The organism is Enterobacter sp. ENT02 (assembly GCF_019219165.1).
GTDB classification, from domain to species: domain Bacteria; phylum Pseudomonadota; class Gammaproteobacteria; order Enterobacterales; family Enterobacteriaceae; genus Enterobacter; species Enterobacter mori.
Genome location: NZ_JAHUWD010000008.1, coordinates 1 through 24,702, shown reverse-complemented (window position 1 = coordinate 24,702; position 24,702 = coordinate 1). Strand labels below are relative to the sequence as shown.

26 protein-coding genes are annotated in these 24,702 nt (G+C 53.8%); 19 read left to right on the top strand and 7 right to left on the bottom strand.

The genetic code is table 11. The annotated features are described in order from the left end of the window. The first annotated feature begins 3 nt into the window (after positions 1–3). Genes KW829_RS19500 through KW829_RS19490 form a run of 3 tightly spaced genes read left to right on the top strand, consistent with a single transcriptional unit; the run spans position 4 to position 3,099 of the window. A complete protein-coding gene (locus KW829_RS19500) occupies positions 4–954 on the top strand; it encodes a divergent polysaccharide deacetylase family protein (protein ID WP_089598268.1) in 951 nt (316 codons plus the stop codon). A gap of 9 nt (positions 955–963) precedes the next feature. After that, positions 964–2,169 carry a glycosyltransferase gene (locus KW829_RS19495; protein ID WP_218308871.1) on the top strand — a complete coding sequence of 402 codons (1,206 nt, stop codon included), beginning with the start codon at positions 964–966 and terminating at the stop codon, positions 2,167–2,169. A 15-nt stretch (positions 2,170–2,184) separates the two neighbouring features. Next, complete coding sequence (locus KW829_RS19490; RefSeq protein ID WP_218308870.1) at positions 2,185–3,099, top strand: hypothetical protein; 915 nt, start codon at positions 2,185–2,187, stop codon at positions 3,097–3,099. Positions 3,100–3,126: 27 nt separating this feature from the next. Here the strand turns inward: KW829_RS19490 and tdh are convergent, their stop codons facing one another. Continuing rightward, entirely contained in the window at positions 3,127–4,155 is a 1,029-nt protein-coding gene (tdh, locus tag KW829_RS19485; protein ID WP_042717745.1) for an L-threonine 3-dehydrogenase, read from the bottom strand. 9 nt (positions 4,156–4,164) lie between these two features. Beyond that, the gene (kbl, locus tag KW829_RS19480; RefSeq protein WP_010426385.1) at positions 4,165–5,361 is read right to left on the bottom strand and encodes a glycine C-acetyltransferase; all 1,197 of its coding nucleotides are present in this window, start codon (positions 5,359–5,361) and stop codon (positions 4,165–4,167) included. A gap of 215 nt (positions 5,362–5,576) precedes the next feature. On the opposite strand from kbl, the gene rfaD reads away from it, so the two are divergent. Genes rfaD through KW829_RS19450 form a run of 6 tightly spaced genes read left to right on the top strand, consistent with a single transcriptional unit; the run spans position 5,577 to position 11,771 of the window. Continuing rightward, on the top strand, positions 5,577–6,509 hold the full coding sequence (rfaD, locus tag KW829_RS19475) for an ADP-glyceromanno-heptose 6-epimerase (protein WP_008502707.1): 933 nt from the start codon (positions 5,577–5,579) through the stop codon (positions 6,507–6,509). Positions 6,510–6,511: 2 nt separating this feature from the next. Then, entirely contained in the window at positions 6,512–7,558 is a 1,047-nt protein-coding gene (rfaF, locus tag KW829_RS19470) for an ADP-heptose--LPS heptosyltransferase RfaF (protein ID WP_108417300.1), read from the top strand. A gap of 3 nt (positions 7,559–7,561) precedes the next feature. Then, positions 7,562–8,545, top strand: a complete 984-nt coding sequence (rfaC, locus tag KW829_RS19465; RefSeq protein WP_218308869.1) for a lipopolysaccharide heptosyltransferase RfaC — start codon at positions 7,562–7,564, stop codon at positions 8,543–8,545. Between the two features lie 3 nt (positions 8,546–8,548). Continuing rightward, complete coding sequence (locus KW829_RS19460) at positions 8,549–9,658, top strand: glycosyltransferase family 9 protein (protein ID WP_218308868.1); 1,110 nt, start codon at positions 8,549–8,551, stop codon at positions 9,656–9,658. Between the two features lie 5 nt (positions 9,659–9,663). After that, positions 9,664–10,572 carry a glycosyltransferase family 2 protein gene (locus KW829_RS19455; protein ID WP_218308867.1) on the top strand — a complete coding sequence of 303 codons (909 nt, stop codon included), beginning with the start codon at positions 9,664–9,666 and terminating at the stop codon, positions 10,570–10,572. After that, the gene (locus tag KW829_RS19450) at positions 10,560–11,771 is read left to right on the top strand and encodes an O-antigen ligase (protein ID WP_218308866.1); all 1,212 of its coding nucleotides are present in this window, start codon (positions 10,560–10,562) and stop codon (positions 11,769–11,771) included. Before KW829_RS19455 ends, KW829_RS19450 begins: the two co-directional genes overlap by 13 nt. Positions 11,772–11,794: 23 nt before the next feature. On the opposite strand, the gene KW829_RS19445 is transcribed toward KW829_RS19450, so the two are convergent. After that, positions 11,795–12,751: a polysaccharide deacetylase family protein gene (locus tag KW829_RS19445; protein WP_218308865.1), complete on the bottom strand. Its 957-nt coding sequence runs from the start codon at positions 12,749–12,751 to the stop codon at positions 11,795–11,797. A 150-nt stretch (positions 12,752–12,901) separates the two neighbouring features. Between KW829_RS19445 and rfaQ the strand changes: the two genes are divergently transcribed. The 7 genes from rfaQ (at position 12,902) to coaD (ending at position 19,794) form a co-directional block, all read left to right on the top strand. After that, positions 12,902–13,969 carry a putative lipopolysaccharide heptosyltransferase III gene (rfaQ, locus tag KW829_RS19440; RefSeq protein WP_100167462.1) on the top strand — a complete coding sequence of 356 codons (1,068 nt, stop codon included), beginning with the start codon at positions 12,902–12,904 and terminating at the stop codon, positions 13,967–13,969. Beyond that, complete coding sequence (locus tag KW829_RS19435; RefSeq protein ID WP_218308863.1) at positions 13,969–15,096, top strand: glycosyltransferase family 4 protein; 1,128 nt, start codon at positions 13,969–13,971, stop codon at positions 15,094–15,096. Before rfaQ ends, KW829_RS19435 begins: the two co-directional genes overlap by 1 nt. 2 nt (positions 15,097–15,098) lie before the next feature. Then, positions 15,099–16,196 (top strand): glycosyltransferase, encoded by a 1,098-nt coding sequence (locus tag KW829_RS19430; protein WP_218308861.1) that lies wholly within the window; start codon positions 15,099–15,101, stop codon positions 16,194–16,196. Positions 16,197–16,210: 14 nt separating this feature from the next. Beyond that, entirely contained in the window at positions 16,211–17,200 is a 990-nt protein-coding gene (locus KW829_RS19425; protein ID WP_218308860.1) for a glycosyltransferase, read from the top strand. Between the two features lie 66 nt (positions 17,201–17,266). Continuing rightward, a complete protein-coding gene (gene waaA, locus KW829_RS19420; RefSeq protein ID WP_010426410.1) occupies positions 17,267–18,541 on the top strand; it encodes a lipid IV(A) 3-deoxy-D-manno-octulosonic acid transferase in 1,275 nt (424 codons plus the stop codon). Further along, positions 18,541–19,311, top strand: coding sequence for a glycosyltransferase family 2 protein (locus KW829_RS19415; RefSeq protein ID WP_218308858.1), 771 nt, complete (start codon positions 18,541–18,543; stop codon positions 19,309–19,311). Before waaA ends, KW829_RS19415 begins: the two co-directional genes overlap by 1 nt. A gap of 3 nt (positions 19,312–19,314) precedes the next feature. Next, entirely contained in the window at positions 19,315–19,794 is a 480-nt protein-coding gene (gene coaD / locus KW829_RS19410; protein WP_042717767.1) for a pantetheine-phosphate adenylyltransferase, read from the top strand. A 2-nt stretch (positions 19,795–19,796) separates the two neighbouring features. On the opposite strand, the gene mutM is transcribed toward coaD, so the two are convergent. The 4 genes from mutM to radC all read right to left on the bottom strand — a co-directional run bounded on the left by mutM (position 19,797) and on the right by radC (position 21,989). After that, positions 19,797–20,606, bottom strand: a complete 810-nt coding sequence (gene mutM / locus KW829_RS19405) for a bifunctional DNA-formamidopyrimidine glycosylase/DNA-(apurinic or apyrimidinic site) lyase (protein WP_010426416.1) — start codon at positions 20,604–20,606, stop codon at positions 19,797–19,799. A gap of 72 nt (positions 20,607–20,678) precedes the next feature. Further along, on the bottom strand, positions 20,679–20,846 hold the full coding sequence (gene rpmG / locus KW829_RS19400) for a 50S ribosomal protein L33 (RefSeq protein WP_003024094.1): 168 nt from the start codon (positions 20,844–20,846) through the stop codon (positions 20,679–20,681). 22 nt (positions 20,847–20,868) lie between these two features. After that, positions 20,869–21,105, bottom strand: a complete 237-nt coding sequence (gene rpmB, locus KW829_RS19395) for a 50S ribosomal protein L28 (RefSeq protein WP_002436699.1) — start codon at positions 21,103–21,105, stop codon at positions 20,869–20,871. A gap of 218 nt (positions 21,106–21,323) precedes the next feature. After that, positions 21,324–21,989: a DNA repair protein RadC gene (radC, locus tag KW829_RS19390; protein ID WP_218308857.1), complete on the bottom strand. Its 666-nt coding sequence runs from the start codon at positions 21,987–21,989 to the stop codon at positions 21,324–21,326. A 173-nt stretch (positions 21,990–22,162) separates the two neighbouring features. Between radC and coaBC the strand changes: the two genes are divergently transcribed. The 3 genes from coaBC to slmA all read left to right on the top strand — a co-directional run bounded on the left by coaBC (position 22,163) and on the right by slmA (position 24,527). After that, positions 22,163–23,374 carry a bifunctional phosphopantothenoylcysteine decarboxylase/phosphopantothenate--cysteine ligase CoaBC gene (gene coaBC / locus KW829_RS19385; protein ID WP_100167524.1) on the top strand — a complete coding sequence of 404 codons (1,212 nt, stop codon included), beginning with the start codon at positions 22,163–22,165 and terminating at the stop codon, positions 23,372–23,374. After that, positions 23,352–23,810 carry a dUTP diphosphatase gene (dut, locus tag KW829_RS19380; RefSeq protein ID WP_045348433.1) on the top strand — a complete coding sequence of 153 codons (459 nt, stop codon included), beginning with the start codon at positions 23,352–23,354 and terminating at the stop codon, positions 23,808–23,810. Before coaBC ends, dut begins: the two co-directional genes overlap by 23 nt. Before the next feature lie 120 nt (positions 23,811–23,930). Then, entirely contained in the window at positions 23,931–24,527 is a 597-nt protein-coding gene (gene slmA, locus KW829_RS19375; protein ID WP_010426428.1) for a nucleoid occlusion factor SlmA, read from the top strand. The last annotated feature ends 175 nt before the right edge of the window (positions 24,528–24,702 follow it).

Here is a 24,702-nt window from a genome sequence, read left to right as displayed (position 1 = left end):
GTTTTGCTTCAATTTCGTCGAATGATTCTCTCCGTCGCCAGCGCACTGGCGCTGGCTGCACCGGTATACGCCGGCAAACTCGCTATTGTCATTGATGACTTCGGTTATCGTCCGCACTATGAAAATCAGGTGCTGGCGATGCCATCAGCGATCTCCGTTGCGGTCCTTCCTAATGCGCCTCACGCGCGGGAAATGGCGACCAAGGCCCATAACAGCGGTCATCAGGTCCTGATCCACCTGCCAATGGCACCACTTAGCAAACAGCCGCTGGAAAAAGACACGCTTCGTCCGGACATGAGCAGCGATGAGATCGACCGCATCATCCGCGACGCCTACAATAAAGTGCCGTATGCCGTCGGCCTGAATAACCACATGGGCAGCGCGATGACGTCCAGCCTGTACGGAATGCTGAAAGTGATGCAGTCGCTGGAGCGCTACAACCTCTATTTCCTCGACAGCATGACCATCGGCAACAGCCAGGCCCTGCGAGCCTCTCAGGGAACCGGCGTGAAGGTAATCAAGCGCAAGGTGTTCCTGGATGACACGCAAAATGAAGCGGATATTCGGGTGCAGTTTAATCGTGCTGTACAGCTAGCCCGCCGCAACGGCTCAGCCATTGCCATCGGCCATCCGCATCCTTCAACGGTGCGCGTGCTGCAACAGATGCTGCCGACCTTACCTGCTGATATCACGCTGGTGCGGCCGAGCGATCTACTCAATGAACCGCAGGTGGATACGTCTCGTCCTGGCAGCGCACAGCCGCCAGCAACGCAGCCGCGTAATCCGTTCAGCGGCGTAAAAAACTGCAAGCCAAAACGGCCGCTTGAACCGGTGCATGCAACCCGCTTCTTTACAGTAATTAGCGAAAGCGTGAGCCAGAGTACGCTGGTGCAATATTTCCAGCATCAGTGGCAAGGTTGGGGTAAAAAGCCCTTCCCCGCGACAGGTGACTAAGGTAGAAAGATGCCGCAACGACACAAAATCCTGCTCCTCGATACCGGTAAAGAATGGGGAGGAGGCACCAACAGCATGCTCGAACTTCTGAAACGCATTAATCGTGAGAAGTTTGATATCACCTGTTGTTTTTACTCCGACTACAGCCGAGCAGAAGGGCAAACCATCGGTCAGGTGTTGAATGGCATTGGCATCCCGTTAATTGTCATCCCTCAGCATAAGCAGCCCGCGTGGGCGAAGATTGCAAAAGAACTGGGTCGCAGCCTGCTTTTCTTCTCGCGCAGCGGCCGCAAGGCCGTCACGCGCCATATCGATACGCTCTGGCGTATTCGCCCCAACGTCAGCAAAATCGAGACGATTTTCAGGGAAGGCGGTTTCGATACGCTGTACATGAACAACCAGCCAGGTTCTAACGAAGAGGGTTACCTGGCGGGAGCTAAACTGCGTGCGCGGATCATCCAGCACTGCCGCATTGAACCGGTGCTGACGCCGCCGCTGGTAAAGCTGGTGAATGCCCATGCCACAAAAATCATCGCCGTCTCGCACGGCGTTGAGCGCGTGTTACTTCAGCATGGCATCCGGCCTGAGCTGTGCACAACGGTCAACAATGCCATCGACATCCACCAGCCTTTACCGGATCGACGCGCCATGCGTCGTCGCCTGAACATTGATGACGATACGTTTGTCTTTGGCAGCATTGGATCGTTAATTCCTCGCAAAGCCAACCACCACACGCTGGCGGCGCTGGCACAGTTTAGCCGCAGGGAACCCGACGCAAAATGGAAGATGGTGCTGGTGGGTGAAGGTGCAGAGCGTGCCGCATTAACCGCGCAAGCCAAAGAATTGGGCATTGAGAACAACGTGATTTTCACGGGCTTCCAGAATACGCCATTTGACTACCTTGCCACGTTTGACGCGTTTATACTCGCCTCAAAAAGCGAAGGGCTGCCTCGCGTAGTGCTGGAAGCGATGCTGCTTAAAATCCCTGTTATTGGCTCTCAGGTGACGGGTACGGCTGAATTGATTGATCATGAGTCAACGGGGCTGCTCTTCCCCTGGAGCGATGTTTCACAGCTTGCTCAGCATCTGAATAATATCTGGGCGAATGCAGACCTGCGGGCTCGACTGGCTGCGGCTGCATACCAGAACGTCTGCCATACCTACGCTATCGAAAACTATGTCAGCGGTGTCGAAGCCGTTCTTGGCGCGCACTAACCAAACGAGAAGAACATGTTTAAATTCCTGAATGCTCGCTACCGCCACATCACCGGGCGACATAACATTCCGTACGCTTCCCTTCCGGTCACGCGCGATCTCGTTGCGGTGGATTCCATCGTGATCCCGTGTACGGGCGCAGATTTCGTCGAAGAAGCGTTATTATCAGCGACGTTTGCAGAACGTTACGCCACTGCCGTCAGCGAGATCGTCATCGTCAGCGATCAGCCTGAATCCGCCTTCGGGGTACTGCCGCCGAAAACCCGCGTAGTGACGCTGAATCTTCCGGTTCGTGAGGATGGATACCGCTATAAGCAGATCTACCTCAGCCGTCTGGTGAAGCTTAACGCCCCGCTGCAGGCGCGCGGTGAAGGCGTATTGATGATCGACTCCGATCTCAACCTGCTCAAGATGCCCGAGATCAACATGGCCGACATGCACATCTACTCCAGCTTCCGTCAGGGCAAAATGATTGCCAAGCTGGACGGCGCGCCAGCGGAGAAAGTGCCGGCATATTACAAGGAGACGGTGCGTCCGTATCTGGTCGATCACGTTAACGGCGCGTTTCTTGCGGCAACCAAAAAAACCTGGCGCCGCATCTGCCCGCTGTGGCTGACGCTGTTCCAGGATACCTGGGAGCTGATGGACGACACGCAGCCGCCGACCGATCAGCTGCCGCTCGCCGCGCTGCTGGACATGCTGGATTTAAAAACGGTTAACCTGGGTGACTGGATGAACTGGCCGGTCTCCAAGAAAATCGGTGGTCAGGAAGCCGTTGTACCGAAAGAGGTGATTGGCGCGCACGGCGGTTTCCCTCTCTCCGAATGGCAGAAATATCTTGAATCGCCGGATAACGCGCTGCTGTTTAAAGGTCAGGACTACACCCGCAAGGTGCGTTACCTGACGGACGAAGAGAAAAAAAATCAGTGAAAAAAGGGGCCGCAGGCCCCTTTTTGATTACTTATCCCAGCTCAGGATCACTTTCCCTGACTGGCCGGAACGCATCGCGTCGAAGCCCTGCTGGAACTCATCGATGGAGAAACGGTGAGTAATAATCGGGGACAGATCCAGACCGGACTGGATCAGCGCCGCCATCTTGTACCAGGTCTCGAACATCTCGCGGCCATAGATACCCTTGATGAACAGCCCCTTGAAGATGACTTTGTTCCAGTCGATGGACATATCTGACGGCGGAATACCCAGCATCGCGATACGGCCACCGTGGTTCATGGTGTCGAGCATGGTGCGGAACGCCGGTGGCGCGCCGGACATCTCCAGACCCACATCAAAGCCTTCGGTCATGCCCAACTCTTCCATCACGTCGGTCAGGCTCTCTTTCGAGACATCCACCGCGCGGGTAACGCCCATCTTACGCGCCAGCGACAGACGGTATTCGTTCACGTCGGTGATCACCACGTTGCGGGCCCCCACGTGCTTCGCTACGGCTGCCGCCATAATGCCGATGGGGCCTGCGCCGGAGACCAGCACGTCTTCACCCACCAGGTCGAAGGAGAGCGCAGTGTGTACCGCGTTGCCGAACGGGTCGAAGATAGAGGCCAGATCGTCAGAGATGTTGTCCGGAATTTTGAACGCGTTAAACGCCGGGATCACCAGGTATTCCGCGAAGCAGCCCGGACGGTTTACGCCCACGCCGACGGTGTTGCGGCACAGGTGCGTACGTCCGCCGCGGCAGTTACGGCAGTGGCCGCAGGTAATATGGCCTTCGCCAGAAACGCGATCGCCAATTTTGAAGCCTTTCACTTCCTGGCCGATACCGACCACTTCGCCGACGTATTCGTGACCGACAACCATCGGTACCGGAATGGTTTTCTGCGACCATTGGTCCCAGTTGTAGATGTGAACGTCAGTGCCGCAGATGGCTGTTTTACGAATTTTGATCAGCAGATCGTTATGACCGACTTCCGGCTCCGGCACGTCGGTCATCCAAATCCCTTCTTCCGCTTTCAGTTTGGATAACGCTTTCATCACACGTCCTCAGGCAATTACGCCCAGCTGTTTGCCGATGCGGGTAAAGGCTTCCACCGCACGCTCAATTTGTTCAGGCGAATGCGCCGCAGACATCTGGGTGCGGATACGCGCCTGACCTTTTGGCACCACCGGGAAGAAGAACCCGGTGACGTAAATCCCTTCTTTCTGCAGCTCGCGGGCAAACTTCTGCGCAACGACCGCATCGCCCAGCATGACCGGAATGATCGCGTGGTCAGCACCGGCCAGGGTGAAGCCTGCGGCGCTCATTTTTTCACGGAACAGACGGGCGTTGGACCACAGGCGGTCGCGCAGCTCAGCGCCGGACTCCACCATCTCCAGCACTTTGATGGAGGCAGAAACAATCGCCGGTGCCAGGGAGTTGGAGAACAGATACGGGCGAGAGCGCTGGCGCAGCCACTCCACCACCTCTTTGCGCGCGGCGGTGTAGCCGCCAGATGCGCCGCCAAGCGCTTTGCCCAACGTACCGGTGATGATGTCCACGCGGCCCATCACGTCGCAGTATTCGTGCGAGCCGCGGCCGTTTTCGCCGACAAAGCCGACCGCGTGAGAGTCATCGACCATCACCAGCGCGTCGTATTTATCCGCCAGGTCGCACACGCCCTTCAGGTTAGCGATCACGCCGTCCATGGAGAACACGCCGTCGGTGGCGATCAGTACGTGGCGAGCCCCCGCTTCACGAGCCTCTTTCAGGCGTGCTTCCAGCTCAACCATGTCGTTGTTGGCGTAGCGGAAACGCTTCGCTTTACACAGGCGTACGCCGTCGATGATGGAGGCGTGGTTCAGGGCGTCGGAGATAATCGCATCTTCTGCGCCAAGCAGGGTCTCAAACAGACCGCCGTTAGCGTCGAAGCAGGAGGAGTACAGAATCGCGTCTTCCATTCCGAGGAAGCTCGCCAGCTTTTGCTCAAGCTGCTTATGGCTGTCCTGCGTACCGCAGATAAAGCGTACGGAGGCCATGCCGAAACCGTGGGTGTCCATGCCGTTTTTTGCAGCGGCAATCAGCTCAGGGTGATTCGCAAGACCCAGGTAGTTGTTCGCACAAAAGTTGATCACATGGCTGCCGTCGGCAACGGTGATGTCCGCCTGCTGAGCAGACGTGATAATACGCTCTTCCTTGAACAACCCTTCCGCACGTGCGGTGTCGAGGTCGCTGTTTAACTGTTTGTAAAAATCACCACGCATTGCAATTCTCCAGACTCGGCAAATTTCGGCACATATTACCCAAACCTATAGTTCATGACGAGATGACGCAGTATCTCTTCTCGTTTTTGCAGCATAAATCACGTGTAACCCTGCTGCATATCGGTGAATGGCTGAAGGGTCGCCATACTAATGATATGATATGAATATTAGCGTCCGGGATTGTCCCCGGGCTCCACACTTCAAAGGTTACAGTTATGATCATCGTTACCGGCGGCGCGGGCTTTATCGGCAGCAATATTGTTAAGGCCCTCAATGACAAAGGCATCACCGACATCCTGGTGGTGGACAACCTGAAAGACGGCACTAAGTTTGTAAACCTGGTGGATCTGAACATCGCTGACTACATGGATAAAGAAGACTTCCTTATCCAGATTATGGCGGGTGAAGAGTTCGGCGAGATCGAAGCCATCTTCCACGAAGGTGCGTGCTCCTCCACCACCGAGTGGGACGGCAAGTACATGATGGACAACAACTATCAGTACTCCAAAGAGATCCTGCACTACTGCCTGGAGCGTGAAATTCCGTTCCTGTATGCCTCTTCCGCGGCAACCTACGGCGGCCGCACCTCTGACTTCATCGAATCGCGCGAGTACGAGCAGCCGCTGAACGTCTACGGTTACTCTAAGTTCCTGTTCGACGAATATGTGCGTCAGGTTCTGCCAGAAGCGAACTCGCAGATCGTCGGCTTCCGCTACTTCAACGTTTACGGGCCGCGCGAAGGCCACAAAGGCAGCATGGCAAGCGTGGCGTTCCACCTGAACACCCAGTTAAATAACGGCGAAAGTCCAAAACTGTTTGAAGGCAGCGACGGCTTCAAGCGTGACTTCGTCTACGTAGGCGACGTTGCAGCCGTAAACCTGTGGTTCTGGGAAAACGGCGTGTCCGGTATCTTCAACCTGGGCACCGGCCGCGCGGAATCCTTCCAGGCGGTGGCAGACGCGACGCTGGCGTACCACAAGAAAGGCAGCATTGAGTACATTCCGTTCCCGGATAAGCTGAAAGGCCGTTATCAGGCGTTCACGCAGGCGGATCTGACCAACCTGCGCGCCGCAGGCTACGACAAGCCGTTCAAGACCGTTGCCGAAGGCGTAACGGAATATATGGCCTGGCTGAACCGCGACGCATAAGTATGAAGATTCTGGTGATCGGCCCGTCATGGGTGGGCGACATGATGATGTCGCAAAGTCTCTATCGCACGCTCAAGGCGCGTTATCCCCAGGCGATAATCGACGTGATGGCACCTGCATGGTGCCGTCCGCTGTTGTCGCGTATGCCGGAAGTGAACGAGGCGATCCCGATGCCACTCGGCCACGGGGCGCTGGAAATCGGTGAACGCCGCAAGCTCGGCCACAGCCTTCGAGAGAAGCGCTATGACCGCGCGTATGTGCTGCCAAACTCCTTTAAGTCCGCCCTCGTGCCTTTCTTTGCGGGCATTCCGCACCGTACCGGCTGGCGTGGTGAAATGCGCTATGGCCTGCTGAACGACGCGCGGGTGCTGGATAAAGAGGCCTGGCCGCTGATGGTGGAGCGCTACGTGGCGCTGGCCTACGACAAAGGGGTGATGCGCAGCGCGAAAGACCTGCCGCAGCCGCTGCTCTGGCCACAGCTTCAGGTTAACGACGGGGAAAAATCCCACACCTGCAATGCGTTTGGACTTTCATCCGAACGCCCGATGATTGGCTTCTGCCCCGGTGCAGAGTTCGGTCCGGCGAAACGCTGGCCGCACTATCACTACGCCGAACTGGCGAAACAGCTGATCGACGAAGGCTACCAGATTGTGTTGTTTGGCTCGGCGAAAGATCACGAGGCGGGTAACGAAATTCTCGCCACGCTGAGCAACGAGCAGCAGGCCTGGTGCCGCAATCTGGCTGGCGAAACGCAGCTTGAGCAGGCGGTTATTTTGATCGCCGCCTGTAAGGCCGTGGTCAGCAACGACTCTGGCCTGATGCACGTGGCCGCCGCGCTGGACCGCCCGCTGGTGGCACTATATGGCCCAAGCAGCCCGGACTTCACGCCGCCGCTGTCGCATAAAGCGCGCGTCATTCGACTCATCACCGGCTACCACAAGGTGCGTAAAGGTGATGCTGCTGAGGGTTATCATCAGAGCCTGATCGACATTACGCCAGAGCGCGTCCTTGAGGAACTCAACGCCCTGCTGTTGAGCGAAGAAGGATAACGAATGCGGGTATTGATCGTTAAAACGTCTTCAATGGGTGATGTTCTGCATACGCTGCCGTCGCTGACGGACGCCATGCGGGCCATTCCCGGCATTCGTTTCGACTGGGTGGTGGAAGAAGGCTTCGCGCAGATCCCCACCTGGCATGAAGCGGTTGATCGCGTGATCCCGGTGGCGATTCGCCGCTGGCGCAAAGCGTGGTTCTCCGCCCCCATTAAAGCCGAGCGCAAAGCCTTTCGCGATGCGGTGCAGGCTCAGCGTTACGATGCCATCATCGACGCGCAGGGACTGGTCAAAAGCGCCGCGCTGGTGACGCGTCTGGCGCACGGCGTAAAGCACGGTATGGACTGGCACACCGCCCGCGAACCGCTGGCAAGCCTGTTCTATAACCGTCGCCACCACATTGCAAAACAGCAGCACGCCGTCGAACGCACCCGGGAGCTGTTCGCGAAAAGCCTCGGCTTTGCGAAACCCGACGCTCAGGGCGATTACACCATTGCGCAGCATTTTTTACGCAATACAGCCCTCTCCACTCAGCCTTATCTTGTCTTCCTGCATGCCACAACGCGCGACGATAAGCACTGGCCGGAAACGCACTGGCGAAGGCTGATTGAACTAATGCAACCTTGCGGTATCCATATTAAACTCCCGTGGGGCGCTGAACATGAACGACAGCGTGCGGAGCGTCTGGCCGCAGGATTTTCGCATGTTGAGGTTTTGCCTAAACTCACGCTGGCACAGGTTGCTGCGCAGTTAGCGGGAGCGAATGCTGTCGTTTCCGTTGATACGGGATTAAGCCATTTAACCGCTGCGCTGGATCGTCCAAATCTGACGATTTTTGGCCCGACCGATCCGGGTTTGATTGGGGGTTACGGTAAAAACCAGCATCAGATGGTCAGCCCGACTCAGCAAACAAAGGATATTAGCGCAGATGCGATTTTTTCATTTTTACAGGGCAGCCACTGGCTTTCCAACAGGGATATTTAACCCATGAGTTATGTATTTCTGCTGATTTTACTCTTTCCGGTGAAGCTCATCCGGAAGCTGTTTCGCAAGGACACAGGTAAAAACCTTGTCATTCAAACAGCCAAAATCGGTGACTTTGTTAATGCTACGCCCCTCCTGGCGTACCTGCAAAAAAGCGATGTGCTTATCAGTCGCAGCGTGGGTGCGCTGGCGAAGCATGATGACACTATCGAGCAGATTTATTTTATCGAGCAGCATAAGCGCAATCTGTGGCGCAAGCTCTGCTTTGCCTGCAGGATTATGAATCGCTATGACAACGTGTATCTCCTGCAACCCAACAGCGTGAATCTCTTTTTCGCCTCCGTCTGTAATGCAAAAAACAAACAATTTTTAAGCACTTATACGCGCAGATGGTATCACGGCATTTTCTATACCACGGCTGACGGTACCGTTGAGCATGGTAAACAAACGTTGTCGGTCACAAACTATCTGAAGCTGGCGGACCGCTCGCTGACGTGGCAAGACTCCCCAAAGCACGCTACCAGGCCGCTTTTTAAGCCGCAGACTTGGCCGGAAATCCTTGATAAACCCGGCGTTATCCGCATCGGCATCAGTATCGCCGCCGGGAATAAAGCGAAAACCGTTCCGCCCATTATATGGAAGCGAATTGTTGAGCATCTCGCTGACCTGCCCTGCGAGTTTTATGTATTTGGTGCGCCCAATGAGCAGCCGTGGATGGATGATATCACCCGTGCTTATGGTGAAATGCCCAATTTCACCAACCTCATCGGGCAAATCTCCCTTGAAGAGCTTCCCTGGGCGATTTCAAAAATGGATTGCTATATCGCATCGGATTCTGGGAACGTTTATATTGCCGACGCGGTAGGTGTGCCGGTGGTGTTGCTGTTTGGACCATGCTGTCACCATGAACAGCGTCCGCTTGGCAATGTGTTGTTGATTGGTAATGACGACAACATTTGTTCTTATGTGTTTGAAACGCGTTATTATTTTTCACAAGAACGCGAAGCGTTATTCGCGGCAACAGAAGACGCGCTACGCGAGCTTAAACATTTTATCTGCGAGTTACCTAACGTTAACGCAACCACCTATGCTATTGATGCTCAAGGAAACTAATTTCTATGGCTTTTCTTAGCGTCATTATTGCCGCGCATAACGCCGAAGATACGCTTCATGCTACGTTAGAAAGCCTGCACGCCGCGATGGATAATGCGGGCGATGCCGTTGAAGTCATTATCTTTAATGACAGTTCCGATGATGCCACACAGGATATTATCGAGAAATGGTTGCCTGCGTTCCCACACGCGCAATCCCGGTACGTTGAGTACCGTAACGTCGGTCATGTTCGGAACAGTGCAGTGTCTCTGGCATCAGGCGATTACATCACGATGCTGGATAGTGATGATCGACTGAAGCCTTGCAGCCTCAGGGACGCAGTGGTTTTTTTGAAAGCACAGCGTCCAGATATGCTACTGACGCGCTTGCTGGAAACCCGTGATATCAGGAAAATCACCGCATTCTGGCAGGGCTTTACGCCCGTCTCTTTTTCACAGAATGAGGCGATAAAGCGTTTCTTGCAGCATAAAGCGTTTCAGGCACATCTCATCGGTCAATTTATTCATCGGAAGTTGTACGAGAGCAACCCTATTCCCTCGATGGTCTGTTACGAAGACTTTGCGGTATTTCCTGCCATGCTCATGCAGGCAGAAAAAATCTGCTATCAACGCCAGGGGCATTACTATTACATCAAACGTAGCGAAAGTTTGTCGAGTCGTCTCGACGCCAGTAAAATCACGACACTTGTTGAATGTACATTAAAGATGGAAAAAACGTTTCCGCAAGCGTTTAAAAATCTGATTAATTGTCACTGGTTTGATATCTACAGTAACCATCGGCAACACCTTACCGATCAACAGCTCACATTCGTTAAATCACGGGTAAATGCGCTTTATTCGCTATCATTTTTCTTATCCAGCGATGTTCGTTTCAGCTATAAAAAAAGGGTTATTGAGGCATTATGGAAAAAGTAAAATTGCGTCTTTATCAACTGACGCTAATTCTGAGCCTTATCTCGCTTGCATTGGCCTTGATCAGTTCGGGTAAGCAGCGAGAGTTTTTCTATATCGCGATATATGCCAGCATTATCGGCTTAGCGCTCGAATATAAAAAAATCACACTGCGCCCCTTTTCAATAGCACTGCCCATTTTGTTGATTGGGTTACTTAATTTTGCCTGGTACATGGTTTATGAATACCATAGTGAAGGTTTGAACGCATACAGCGATTATCTCGGTTCAAGTAAGAAGCTGATTTTAGCCAGTTTCCTTATTTTCTATCTTGACCGGTTTAAGTCTTACGTTGATAAGGCCTCCTTCCAGAAGTATTTCTTCTATGCCTCAGGCGCGGGGTTTGTCCTCGCCACGGGTTATGGCTTATGGCAGGCATCGCAGGGAATGGTACGTGTTGAGATGGCCATTAATCGCGCGACCGTATCAGCTTACGTATACTCTGTGTTATCTCTCGCTTTTGTATACAGTCTTTATCTGCAGAAAAACGTTAAGCTGTATGTGGCTGCGGGTATCACCATCTTAGTTTCTTATTTCATCATTCTTCTGACGGGGACGCGTGCCGCAATGGGCCTGTATTTGCTTTTGGCCATCGTGCTCACGCTTTACCACTTCAGACGAATTCATCTTAAATCGACGCTGATCTTTTTATGTGTTGTGGCGGGGATTGTCATCGTTAGCTACAAGCCATTGATTTCTCCCAAGATAACGCAAACGCAAATCGAAATAGAAAAGTATGAGAAAGGGTATGACAAAACCTCACTCGGCGCGCGTTTTTCCATGTGGACCGTGGGTATTCAGAACGGGCTCGCGCATCCATTGGGGCAGTCAGTTGAAGATCGCCAGGTATGGACGCAGCGTTATATAAAAGAGGGACATCCGCATCTCGTTACTGCATTAAAATATATCAATGTTCATCTGCACAATGAATTTATTGAGAAATATTCGCTGCAGGGTATCCCTGGGCTGGTGATATTATTCTTTTTCTTTGCGTCGATGATCGTTTACGCGCTTAAAAATAACAATGGCCTGTTGCTGACAACCATGCTCCTGCTTTTATTGTATGGCCTGACCGACGTTATATTGTTGAGCTCAGAAGCCTTGATATTCTTTGTTACCCTGTTTGCCTTGAGTACACCCTTTTCGCAAACCAGACAACGCTGATGATAATGCCCGCTGCGCGGGCATTAATTTTTTTTGTACTGATAAAACTCCGCCAGCGTCATCCCTACGGTTTTATCTGACAACCACGTAAACAGCGCTTCCAGATCGCGATACAAGCCCTCAATCGCCGCTTCATCCTTAAACGTGGGGCTCCCGCCGGGCATAAACTCAGATGAATGAAGCATAAACTCCACATAATCATTCCCCTGCGATAAGCACTGTTGCGCGACCTGAATCATCTGCGCGGGGTTCCCACCAGACGGTCGTAGCCAGTTCACGGACGGTGAGCGATATTTACCGCGAAGACGATCGTAGCCCTGCTTGACGATATTCAACCAGGCCGGGTGTTTATACTGAATACTCATCGGGACTTCGAGTAGCGGGCTATTACCCGCCCGGGAAATATCATCCGTGTCCATGAAGTAGGCATGGTCAGGGAAATGCTGATAATTCGTTCCGCCACTCCCCTGCGGGGCACCTTTCGCGTTGCGCCAGTTCACGCGCGGCGTAACGGAACAATCAACCTGATAGCCCAGTTCAATAAGCAATTTGGCATAGCGGCTATCAAAGGCCCAGCGCCCGGCCCGATGGCTCAGCATTTTGGTCTGGAAGGTCTCTTCCAGCAGGCGGGTCATGAAGAGCACTTTTTCGCGCATCACCTCGTCTGAAAACTCAATCAGATACGGCTGCCAGCGCCAGTCATCACCCGTGAGATCGTGCTCCGGCGGGCTATTCCAGGCATGCAGGTGCATACCCACTTCCCCCTGACCGCGAGCAATAACGTCCCTTGCGAATTCAATGAAAACGGGCTCGATTGCCATCTCATAGTTTGTCAGCCAGACGGGCTTAAAACCAAAACGTTCGCAAAGCGCCTGAAATCGCGCCAGGTAGCGTGCGTTTTCCGTTTTGATCACCCGATGGTTTTGCCAGAGATTATCGCCTTCGGTATCGATCGTGATGATAAACGCTGGTTTTTTCATAATGAGTCCATGAGACAAAGTAGTTAGCGCTATGTTACGCACGCCTCAAAGCAGGAGTAAACCCTTCCAGGGAAATTCCTGACATTGTGGAGAAAGAGTGCAAGTCGCTACCAGCTCTATTAGAATTGCCAACAGTACAACGCCGATAAAATGATGATGAATAACTTACCTGACACGCCTGATTTGCGCATTTTACTGATCAAACTTCGCCATCATGGTGACATGTTACTCACCACCCCCGTCATCGATTCGTTACGCCAAAAATGGCCTGAGGCGCAAATCGACGTGCTTCTCTATGAAGAGACACGCGATATGCTCGCCGCGCATCCGGCGATCGGCACAATTTATGGTATCGATCGCAAATGGAAGCAGCTGGGCACGCTGAAGCATCTCCAGAAAGAGTGGCAGCTGCTTAGCACATTGAGAAGACAGCATTATCACCTGGTGATTAACCTTGCCGATCAGTGGCGCAGCGCCATCGTCACGCGCTTCACCGGTGCCCCGGTTCGCCTCGGGTTTGCCTTTAATAAGCGCAAGAGTGCATTCTGGCGGTTTTGTCATAGCAATTTGGTCTCTGTCGCGAATCACCCGTCCCTGCACACCGTTGAGCAAAATCTTTCCATCCTTTCAGCGCTGCCGGTTGACCCAAAACCCGCCGTCACCATGGCTTACCGCCCGGATGACTGGCAACACGCACACCACCTCTTGACGCAAAAAGGTGTAGGCGAGCGATACATCGTGATTCAACCCACGTCGCGCTGGTTCTTCAAATGCTGGGATGAAGGAAAGATGGCGCAAACCATCACCGCCCTGCAGCAGGAAGGCCACACCATCGTTCTCACGGCTGGCCCGGATAAAAAAGAGATGGCAATGATCGATCGCATTCTCGCTGCCTCACCGAAAACGGGCGTCGTCTCGCTGGCAGGTCAATTGACGCTGCGTCAACTGGCATCCCTTATCGATCATGCGCGTCTGTTTATCGGCGTGGATTCCGTGCCGATGCATATGGCCGCGGCGCTTCAGACACCCTGCGTGGCGCTGTTTGGCCCCTCAAAGCTGACGTTCTGGTCTCCGTGGCAGGTCAACGGGGAGGTTATCTGGGCCGGTGACTACGGCCCGCTCCCCAATCCGGACGCCATTGATACCAACACCAAAGAACGCTATCTCGACGCCATTCCCGTGGATGCTGTCGTCTCCGCTGCAAAGAGATACCTGTAATGAAACACCATCGCCTGGCGATTGTTCGCCAAAAATATCGCCCTGATGGCGGAGCGGAACGTTTCGTCTCCCGCGCGCTGACGGCGTTAAGCAATCAAAATCTTGAGCTCAACGTTATCACCCGCGAATGGCAGGGAGAAAAGCAGGACGACTGGCATATCCACATTTGTGACCCGCGCAAGTGGGGACGCATCAGCCGCGAACGCGGTTTTGCGCATGCCGCCCGCACACTGTGGCAGCAGCAGCAATTTGATATTGTACAAAGCCACGAGCGTATCCCGGGCTGCGACATTTACCGCGCAGGCGATGGCGTTCATCGCCGCTGGTTGCTGCAGCGTGCGCGGATCCTACCCGCCTGGCGCGCACAAATGCTCATGCACGATCGCTACCACCGTTACGTGATGAATGCCGAACGTGAAATGTACCAGGCTCCTGAGTTAAAAGCCGTTATCTGTAATGCTGAGATGATCAAACGAGAAATCGTCGAAGACTTTGATATTGACGCAAAAAAGATACATGTGATTTATAATTCAATTGATTCCAGCCGCTTCGTTCCGGCCGAGGAAGCACAGCGTGCCGCGCTGCGTCAGCAGTTTGGTCTACCAACCCACGCCGTTGTGTTTTGCTTTGTAGGCTCAGGATTTGAACGAAAGGGGTTAGCCAGCGCCATACGCGCTATCGCGGGAACAGCGGCGTGGCTGATTGTGGTTGGGCAGGATAAAGCGGAAAATCGTTATCGTGAACTCGCCCGTTCACTCGGCTGTGAAGGGCAAATCCGTTTCCTGGGGATGCAAAAAGAGACGTTGCCGTTTTACCAGCTATCCGATGGTTTACTGCTGCCAACGCTGTATGATCCCTTTCCTAACGTTATTCTTGAAGCGATGGCCTGCGGTTTACCTGTCATTACTTCAGAGAGTTGCGGCGGAGCCGAATTTATTGAGCAAGGCAACAACGGATTTTACTGTGACGCACTTGATATCAACACATTGAAGGAGGCAGTAGCCGCCATTCCTTCTCTGGAAAAGAATAACAATATGGGGCTAGCGGCACGTGAACGTGTAAAAGAGGCCACCCCCGAAAAACTATCAAGTCAGCTTATTTCGCTTTATCAAAAATTACTGGATTAAAAATGCGCATCCTAATGATTATTGATGGTTTACCCGGTGGAGGAGCTGAAAAAACAGTTCTTACACTTTCCAGCGGATTGATCGAAATGGGGCATCAGGTCTCCCTGTTCTCCCTGCGGAAAGTGTGCGACTACGCCATCCCGGAAGGCATCGATTTTCAGGTTATTCAGGATACGTGTAAAAAGCCGTGGCGGAAGCTGACGGAGATCCCGCGCCGCGCCCGACTGCTGGATAATGCGATTAAGCAGGCTGAACGCAGTGGAAAATTTGATGTGGTGTTCTCCCACCTGCATAAAACTGACCGCATCGTGGCGCACTGCCGCGCACTGGAACGCGATAAAGTCTGGTTCTGCGTACATGGCATGTTCTCGTTCTCCTATCTGCGCCATCGCAGCGGTCTTTCGCGCTGGTTTAAACATTATAAGATTCGTCATACCTACGAAAACCGCAATGTTGTGGCCGTCTCAGCCGCCGTGTTGAAAGACCTCTCGGAAACGCTGGCAATCGATCTTCGTCGCCAGGCAGTTATCCATAATCCTTTCGATATTCCAGAAATCCAGCGTCTGGCGGACGAACCCTATGAGATGCAGGGACAGGATTACCTTATTCACGTCGGCCGCTTCCACGAGCACAAACGTCACGATCGTCTCTTACGCGCCTTTGCGCTGAGCCAGATTGACACAACACTGGTTATGATGGGAAATGGTGCCGATGCTAAAATTCAAAAACTAAAACAGCTGGCTATCGAACTGGGCATTGAAAACAAAATTGTTTTCCGCCCATTCCAGCCCAATCCCTATCCGTGGATTAAAGGCGCACGCCTCTTAGTGTTAAGCTCTGACTGTGAAGGTTTTGGTAATGTATTGGTCGAATCCATTATCTGTCAGACGCCGCCCGTCAGTACAAACTGCCCGGGTGGACCCGCTGAAATCCTCACAGGCGACTTAGCGCGCGGGCTGACAGCATTAAATGATGAGTCACTGGCAAAAACGCTGGCAGATATCTATGCCTCTCCGCCAGTCGTTGATCGCGCAACGATCGCATCGTTCGGCATCAATGCCATCTGCCAGCAATATATTGCTTTGGTCGACAATCCATAATAATCAGGTTTCTTATGCAAAATTCAGCGCCATTATTAAGCGTGGTGGTTGCCGTTTATAACGGCGAAGCGTTCCTGGACCAGTTCTTTACCTGCCTTGTCAATCAACACATCGACAGCATGGAAGTCATCATCGTCAATGACGGCTCCACTGACCGCTCGATGGAGATTGTCGAAAACTGGCGAGAAAAGCTGCCGCAGCTGCAGGTCATTGAGCAGAAAAACCAGGGTGTTTCCATCGCGCGGAATAGCGGTCTGGCCCTCGCGACGGGTCAATATCTTTCCTTTCCGGATATTGATGATGTCTTTAAACCCGGCATGTATCAGCATCTGCTGGATATGGCTGTTACGCAGGATCTGGACGTCGCCACCTGTAACGGGAACTACGTCTGGGAAAATAATAAAAAACCCTCGCGCCCGATTTTCCCTGAGGACAAACTGGCCTCGACAGGCGTGATGACTGGCGCGGCGTGGTTAAAGATGGCGCTGGATTCTCGTAAGTTCCTCCACGTCACCTGGTTGAATATCTATCGCCACGACTTTATCCGTAAACACAGTTTCCATTTCGAACCCGGCCTGCGCCATCAGGATATCCCGTGGACGACTGAAGTGCTGCTCGCGGCTGAGCGGGTTCAGTACACCAGTGAACGTTATTATGACTACTACATTCACTCCGCATCGGTGTCCCATATGCCGGACAATGACGACACGCTCATTCGCTCGGCGCGCCATTACATGAAAATCCTGCAGATGCTTGATGCCATCAATCAACGCTACCCGGATAAAGTGAAAGGTATCCCGGCCTGCCACTGGCAAATCGCAAAAGAGGGACTGGGGATTATTCACACCTTCGACAACATGAAGGATGAGAAGAAGAAATCCATGATTATTAAAGAGTTCTTCGAAACGGGTATCTGGAAACTCATCTGGAAAAGTGCAAAAAGTCCGCGTTTACGCTGGCGACTGGGCCGCCGTTACTTCCGCTTAAAGCGGTATCTGGCATAAGAGATAGCTTTACCTGGCTTAAATGCTTAGAATTTGCCCGCCGAAACTAAAAAAACGGATAATCGATTGGAATTGTTGTATACCGCCCTGCTCTATCTCATTCAGCCACTGGTGTGGCTGCGACTGTTGCTTCGTAGCCGTAAAGCACCCGCGTATCGAAAACGCTGGGCTGAACGCTATGGCTACTGCCGTAATAAAGTTGCCCCGGACGGTATTTTGCTCCATTCCGTTTCAGTTGGTGAAACGCTGGCGGCTATCCCGCTGGTTCGCGCCCTGCGTCACCGATACCCGTCACTGCCGATCACCGTCACGACGATGACGCCCACCGGCTCTGAGCGTGCGTTATCCGCTTTCGGAAAAGACGTGCATCACGTCTATCTGCCTTACGATCTGCCCTGCGCCATGAACCGTTTCCTGAATACCGTTCGCCCGAAACTGGTGATCGTGATGGAAACCGAGCTGTGGCCGAATATGATTTCTGCCCTCCATGCCCGTAAGATCCCATTGGTTATCGCTAATGCCCGCCTGTCTGAGCGCTCGGCGAAAGGGTACGGCAAGCTGGGCAAATTTATGCGTCGCCTGCTGAGTAAAATCACCTTGATTGCGGCGCAGAATGAAGAAGATGCGGCGCGCTTCATCGCGCTAGGCCTGAAACGCAACCAGCTTGCGGTAACGGGCAGCCTTAAATTCGATATTTCCGTCACGCCTGAACTCGCCGCCCGTGCGATCACGCTGCGTCGCCAGTGGGCCCCGCGACGTCAGGTCTGGATTGCGACCAGCACCCACGACGGCGAAGAAGAGATCATTCTCCAGGCGCACCGTAAGTTGCTGGAAACATTCCCTGATTTACTGCTTATCCTCGTGCCTCGCCATCCTGAGCGCTTCAAAGATGCCCGCGATATGGTGCAAAAAGGGGGTTTCAGCTACACCCTGCGCAGCAGCGGTGAGATCCCTTCCGGCAGCACTCAGGTAGTGATTGGCGATACGATGGGCGAGTTGATGCTTTTATACGGCATTGCTGACCTCGCTTTTGTCGGCGGCAGCCTGGTCGAGCGCGGCGGTCATAACCCACTGGAACCGGCAGCACACGCCATTCCGGTACTGATGGGACCGCACACGTTTAACTTCAAAGATATCTGCGCGAAATTGCAGCAGGCCGATGGTTTAATTACCGTGACCGACGCGGATTCTGTGGTCAAAGAGGTATCGACCCTTCTGACTGATGAAGATTATCGCCTGTGGTACGGGCGTCATGCCGTCGAAGTACTGCACCAGAACCAGGGCGCACTGACCCGTCTGCTGCAGCTTCTGCAACCTTATCTGCCTCAGCGGAGCCACTAATGTCAACGCGTCTGTCGGTCGTGATGATCGCCAAAAACGCCGCCGACCTGCTTCCGGATTGCCTGGCCTCCGTCGCCTGGGCTGATGAAATCGTCATCCTGGACTCCGGCAGCACGGACAACACGGTAGATGTCGCCCGCGCGGCGGGCGCAAAAATCTATACCAATACTGACTGGCAAGGTTATGGCATTCAGCGCCAGCGCGCGCAGGAATATGCCACCGGCGATTATGTGTTAATGCTCGACACTGACGAACGCATCACGCCAGAACTGCAGCATGCTATTCAAACGGTGCTTTCCTCGCCTCAGCCAGGTGCGGTATACAGCATTGCCCGCCGCAACTACTTTCTTGGCCGCTTTATGCGCCACAGCGGGTGGTATCCTGACCGCGTGATGCGCCTCTACGAGCGCGAGCGATATCAGTACAACGACAATCTGGTCCATGAATCCCTGAGCTGCAACAGCGCGCAGGTCATCCCCCTGACGGGCGATTTGCTGCACCTGACCTGCCGTGATTTCGCGAGCTTCCAGCGTAAACAGCTCAACTATGCCACCGCATGGGCGCAGGAGCGTCACCAGCGCGGCAAGAAGACCTCGCTGACGGGTATCTTCACCCACACACTGGGCGCGTTTCTGAAAACGCTGCTGCTGCGCGGCGGCGTGCTGGACGGTAAACAGGGCTGGTTACTCGCAGTGGTCAATGCCCAGTATACTTTCAACAAATACACCGAGCTGTGGGCGCTCTGCCGCGGCTACTCTGAGAAAACGTGAGCCATGAGCACAAAAGCGATTTATCCGGGTACCTTCGATCCGATCACCAACGGTCATGTTGATATCATCACCCGTGCGGCGTGCATGTTCGACAAGGTGATCCTGGCGATTGCCGCCAGCCCCAGCAAGAAGCCGATGTTTGACCTGAACGAGCGCGTTACGCTCGCCACCGATGCCATTTCGCATCTGCCGAACGTTGAGGTGGTTGGGTTTAGCGACCTGATGGCTAACTTCGCCCGCGCTCAGCAGGCAAACATTCTGATCCGGGGTTTACGCGCCGTAGCAGACTTTGAGTATGAAATGCAGCTGGCGCACATGAACCGCCATCTGATGCCAGAGCTGGAGAGCGTGTTCCTGATGCCCTCCAAAGAGTGGTCGTTTATCTCTTCCACGCTGGTAAAAGAGGTGGCGCGTCATCACGGCGACGTCACCCACTTCCTGCCGGTTAACGTCCACCAGGCCTTGATGGAAAAGTTAAAGTAACGCTATTTCTGGCACTGACGGCAATAGAACGTGGCGCGCTGGGCGTGCTTCGTGGCAATAACTGGCGTCCCGCAGGCTCTGCACGGTTCACCCTTACGGCCATATACCTGCAGCTCCTGGGCAAAATAGCCCGGCTTCCCGTCGCTTTGCAGGAAGTCCTTCAGCGTCGTCCCGCCCTGCTCAATAGAGCGCAGCAGCACCGCTTTAATCACTCTGACCAGCAGTTCGCACTCTTGCGCCGACAGCGAAGAGGCCAGCCGATCGGGATGGATCCCGGCCGCAAACAGCGATTCGCTAGCGTAAATATTCCCCACGCCGACCACCAGCTTGTTATCCATCAGCCAGGGCTTAATCGGGGTCTTTTTCTTTGCGCACTTCTCTTTCAGGTATTCCGCATTAAACGCATCTGACAGCGGTTCAGGCCCGAGATGCGCCAGCACGTTGTGCCCTTCCAGCTCCTTCGTCCACAGCCATGCGCCAAAACGCCGCGGGTCGGTGTAACGCAGCACTTTGCCATTGCTCATCACCAGGTCAACGTGATCGTGCTTTTCCGCAGGCAGCTCTTCAGTAAGGATGCGCAGGCTCCCGGACATCCCCAGATGGATAATAATCCAGCCGTCAGGCAGCTCCAGCAGCAGGTACTTGGCACGACGCTGCACGCTAAGGACGGGTTTGTCACTTAACGCGTGGATCTCATCGGACACCGGCCAGCGCAGACGCCCATTACGGACAACTGCGTGAAGAATGGTTGCGCCGACCAGATGGGGCTCAATGCCGCGACGGCTGGTCTCTACCTCAGGTAATTCAGGCATGGTTCCTCCGTTGAGATGCAGAATGCAAAAAACCCCGCAGATGCGGGGTTTTTCAATACAAGGAGACTAAAATTATTTGATTTTAGCTTCTTTGTACAGTACGTGCTGGCGTACAACTGGATCGAATTTTTTCAGTTCCAGTTTTTCCGGCTTAGTACGTTTGTTCTTCGTGGTGGTGTAGAAGTGACCTGTACCAGCAGAAGAAACCAGCTTGATTTTCTCGCGAATACCTTTAGCCATGATTTATTTCCTCTTTAAGTACTTAGTACTTTTCGCCACGGGCACGCAGTTCGGACAGAACTGTATCGATGCCTTTCTTATCAATAACACGCATACCTTTAGCAGATACACGCAGGGTGACAAAACGCTTCTCGCTCTCAACCCAGAAACGGTGAGAGTGCAGGTTCGGCAGGAAACGGCGTTTAGTCGCGTTCAGTGCGTGGGAACGGTTGTTACCGGTCACCGGACGCTTGCCAGTAACTTGGCAGACTCGGGACATGTCTATTCTCCAAAAATCAAATTAGCTCGAGCTTCGTATGGGGTATCGGCGCCTCGTCAGGCTTTACAGCCCGGTCATCGCATAGTTCTAAGTGAACTCTCGATTGCCAGGCCCAAATGCCAAACCCGAGATTCTCAAAGGTGGCGTAGTATACGCTGACTCGGCGGTGTGCTCAAGTCCCGAACAGACAAAGATCCCGATGGATCGCGAGAAAGGGTCTAAATCCAACCACGTTCCGCAAAAGAAATGTACTCTCCGCGGCCAATTATCAGATGGTCCAGCACACGAATGTCCATGAATTGACAGCATTTGATAATGCGTTCGGTGATTTCTTTGTCCGCTCTGCTCGGTTGTGCACAGCCAGAGGGGTGATTATGCGCGAGGATCACGCCGGCTGCATTCACTTTTATCGCTTCCCGCACAATTTCTCGCGGATAAACCTCTACGTGGGTCAAGGTTCCAGAGAAAAGGTGAGTGTGTTTCAACACCCGGTTCTTATTGTCGAGAAAGATCACCATGAAGATCTCCCGCTCCATATCTGACAGCTGGCTTTGCAGGAATTCGCGGGTCATCGCCGGAGTAAGGATCGGATCTTCCTCCTCCATACGGACATTGTAAAAACGGCGGGCAAGTTCAGCAATCCCCCTCAGCTGGGCATATTTCGCCACGCCAATCCCTTCAACCTGCGCAAACGCTGCCAGATCGGCGGTCAGCAAACCATGCAGTGAACCGAAATGTTCTATCAGCTCTTTTGCCAGCGTAAATACCGTTTTCCCCTGCGTACCCGTACGCAAAAAGAGCGCCAGCAGCTCATCGTCTTTTAACAAGGTGACGCCATATCGCAGCAGTTTTTCGCGCGGTAACAGCAGTTCCATCTCTTCCATGCCCAGCCTCCTTCTGTTTGCCATCATGCTGCCACAGGCCAATCCGGGGCTCGACGCTGACTTTTCGTTCTTGCGTAACGCCTCGCAAAGTGAACGAAGGACAAAATCACCCCGTTTTTGTGATTGTGATAAAATGCCCGCTCTCTGGTGAAACCCAACAGGAAAGAATCATGATGAGCCTGGCCGGTAAAAAAATCGTTCTTGGCGTGAGCGGCGGTATTGCAGCCTATAAAGCGCCGGACCTGGTGCGTCGTCTGCGCGAGCGCGGGGCGGATGTGCGGGTCGCGATAACCGAAGGTGGCAAAGCCTTTATCACGCCTCTGAGCCTGCAGGCTGTCTCGGGGTACCCGGTATCCGACAGCCTGCTTGACCCTGCTGCAGAAGCGGCGATGGGCCACATTGAGCTTGGGAAATGGGCAGATCTGGTGATTCTTGCCCCCGCCACGGCCGATTTGATTGCCCGCGTGGCGGCGGGCATGGCGAACGATCTGGTCTCGACCATTTGCCTCGCGACACCTGCGCCAGTCGCCGTCGTGCCCGCTATGAACCAGCAGATGTACCGTAATGCAGCCACCCAGCACAATCTGGAGACGCTGGCATCACGCGGCCTGCTTATCTGGGGCCCGGACAGCGGCAGCCAGGCGTGTGGCGATGTTGGCCCGGGTCGTATGCTGGACCCGCTGACGATTGTTGATATGGCTGCAGCCCATTTTTCGCCTGTCAACGATCTGCAACATCTCAACATCATGATTACCGCGGGCCCCACGCGCGAACCGCTGGACCCGGTGCGTTACATCACTAACCACAGCTCCGGCAAGATGGGCTTTGCCATTGCTGCTGCTGCTGCAAAACGCGGCGCGAACGTCACGCTGGTGAGCGGCCCGGTCTCACTGCCGACACCTCCGTTCGTTCAGCGCATTGACGTCACTACCGCGTTGGAAATGGAAGCCGCCGTGCAGGCCCATGCGCAAAACCAGCAGATTTTTATCGGCTGTGCGGCCGTCGCGGATTACCGTGCAGAGACCATTGCAGACGCCAAAATCAAAAAGCAAGGTGATGAATTAACGATAAAAATGGTGAAAAACCCGGATATCGTTGCTGGTGTCGCCGCACTGAAAAGCCATCGTCCTTACGTTGTTGGGTTTGCCGCAGAAACAAATAATGTGGAAGAATATGCCCGGCAAAAACGTACTCGCAAAAACCTCGATTTGATTTGCGCGAACGACGTATCGCTGGCCACGCAAGGATTTAACAGCGACAGCAATGCACTGCACCTTTTCTGGCAGGATGGAGATAAAGTCTTACCGCTTGAGCGCAAGGAACTCCTGGGCCAACAATTACTGGACGAGATCGTTACCCGTTATGATGAAAAAAATCGACGTTAAGATTCTGGACCCGCGTGTTGGCGAGCAATTTCCGCTGCCGACCTATGCCACCTCCGGCTCTGCCGGTCTTGACCTGCGCGCCTGTCTCGATGACGCCGTAGAACTGGCTCCAGGTGCAACCACCCTGATCCCGACAGGCCTGGCAATTCACATTGCTGACTCGTCTCTGGCGGCGGTGATCCTGCCGCGTTCTGGGCTGGGCCATAAGCATGGCGTCGTACTGGGTAACCTGGTCGGCCTGATCGACTCTGACTATCAGGGTCAGCTGATGGTATCCGTCTGGAACCGTGGTCAGGACAGCTTCACCATTGAACCGGGCGAGCGTATTGCGCAGATGGTCTTCGTACCGGTTGTGCAGGCAGAATTTAACCTGGTGGCAGACTTCGACGCCACCGACCGTGGCGAAGGCGGCTTCGGCCATTCCGGGCGTAAATAACCGTCCGATAGATACGCATCTCACAGCGCCATAATGCAATAACAAACCGCAAACGTCAGTTTGCGGTCGCTGTGTGGATGCCAGCCTGGCAAGTGCTTATTTTCAGGGGTATTTTGTAACATGGCAGAAAAACAAACCGCGAAAAGGAATCGTCGCGAAGAAATACTTCAGTCTCTGGCTCTGATGCTTGAATCCAGCGATGGCAGTCAACGCATCACTACCGCTAAACTGGCCGCCTCTGTAGGCGTGTCTGAGGCGGCGCTGTACCGTCATTTTCCGAGCAAAACCCGGATGTTCGACAGCCTGATCGAGTTTATTGAAGACAGCCTGATCACGCGCATCAACCTGATTCTGAAAGACGAAAAAGACACCACCGCGCGTCTGCGTCTGATTGTGCTGTTAATCCTGGGCTTTGGTGAACGCAATCCGGGCTTAACCCGTATCCTCACCGGCCACGCGCTGATGTTCGAGCAGGACAGGCTGCAGGGGCGCATTAACCAGCTTTTCGAACGTATTGAAGCGCAGCTGCGCCAGGTACTGCGCGAAAAGAAAATGCGTGAAGGCGAAGGGTACACCATCGATGAGACGCTGCTGGCGAGCCAGATCCTGGCGTTTTGCGAAGGGATGCTCTCCCGTTTTGTGCGTAGCGAATTCAAATACCGACCAACGGACGATTTTGACGCCCGCTGGCCGTTAGTGGCAGCTCAGTTGCAGTAACACCGTTGCCGGATGGCGGCTTCGCCTTATCCGGCCTACGAAATACGCAGGCCCGGTAAGCGTCGGGTATGAACCGGAAACATGGGTAACACTTTAGACCGGATACATGGGTAACAGTTATAACTGGCATAGAAGAGGAGACTCGCTATGCCCTGGACTGAGACCCGACCTATGC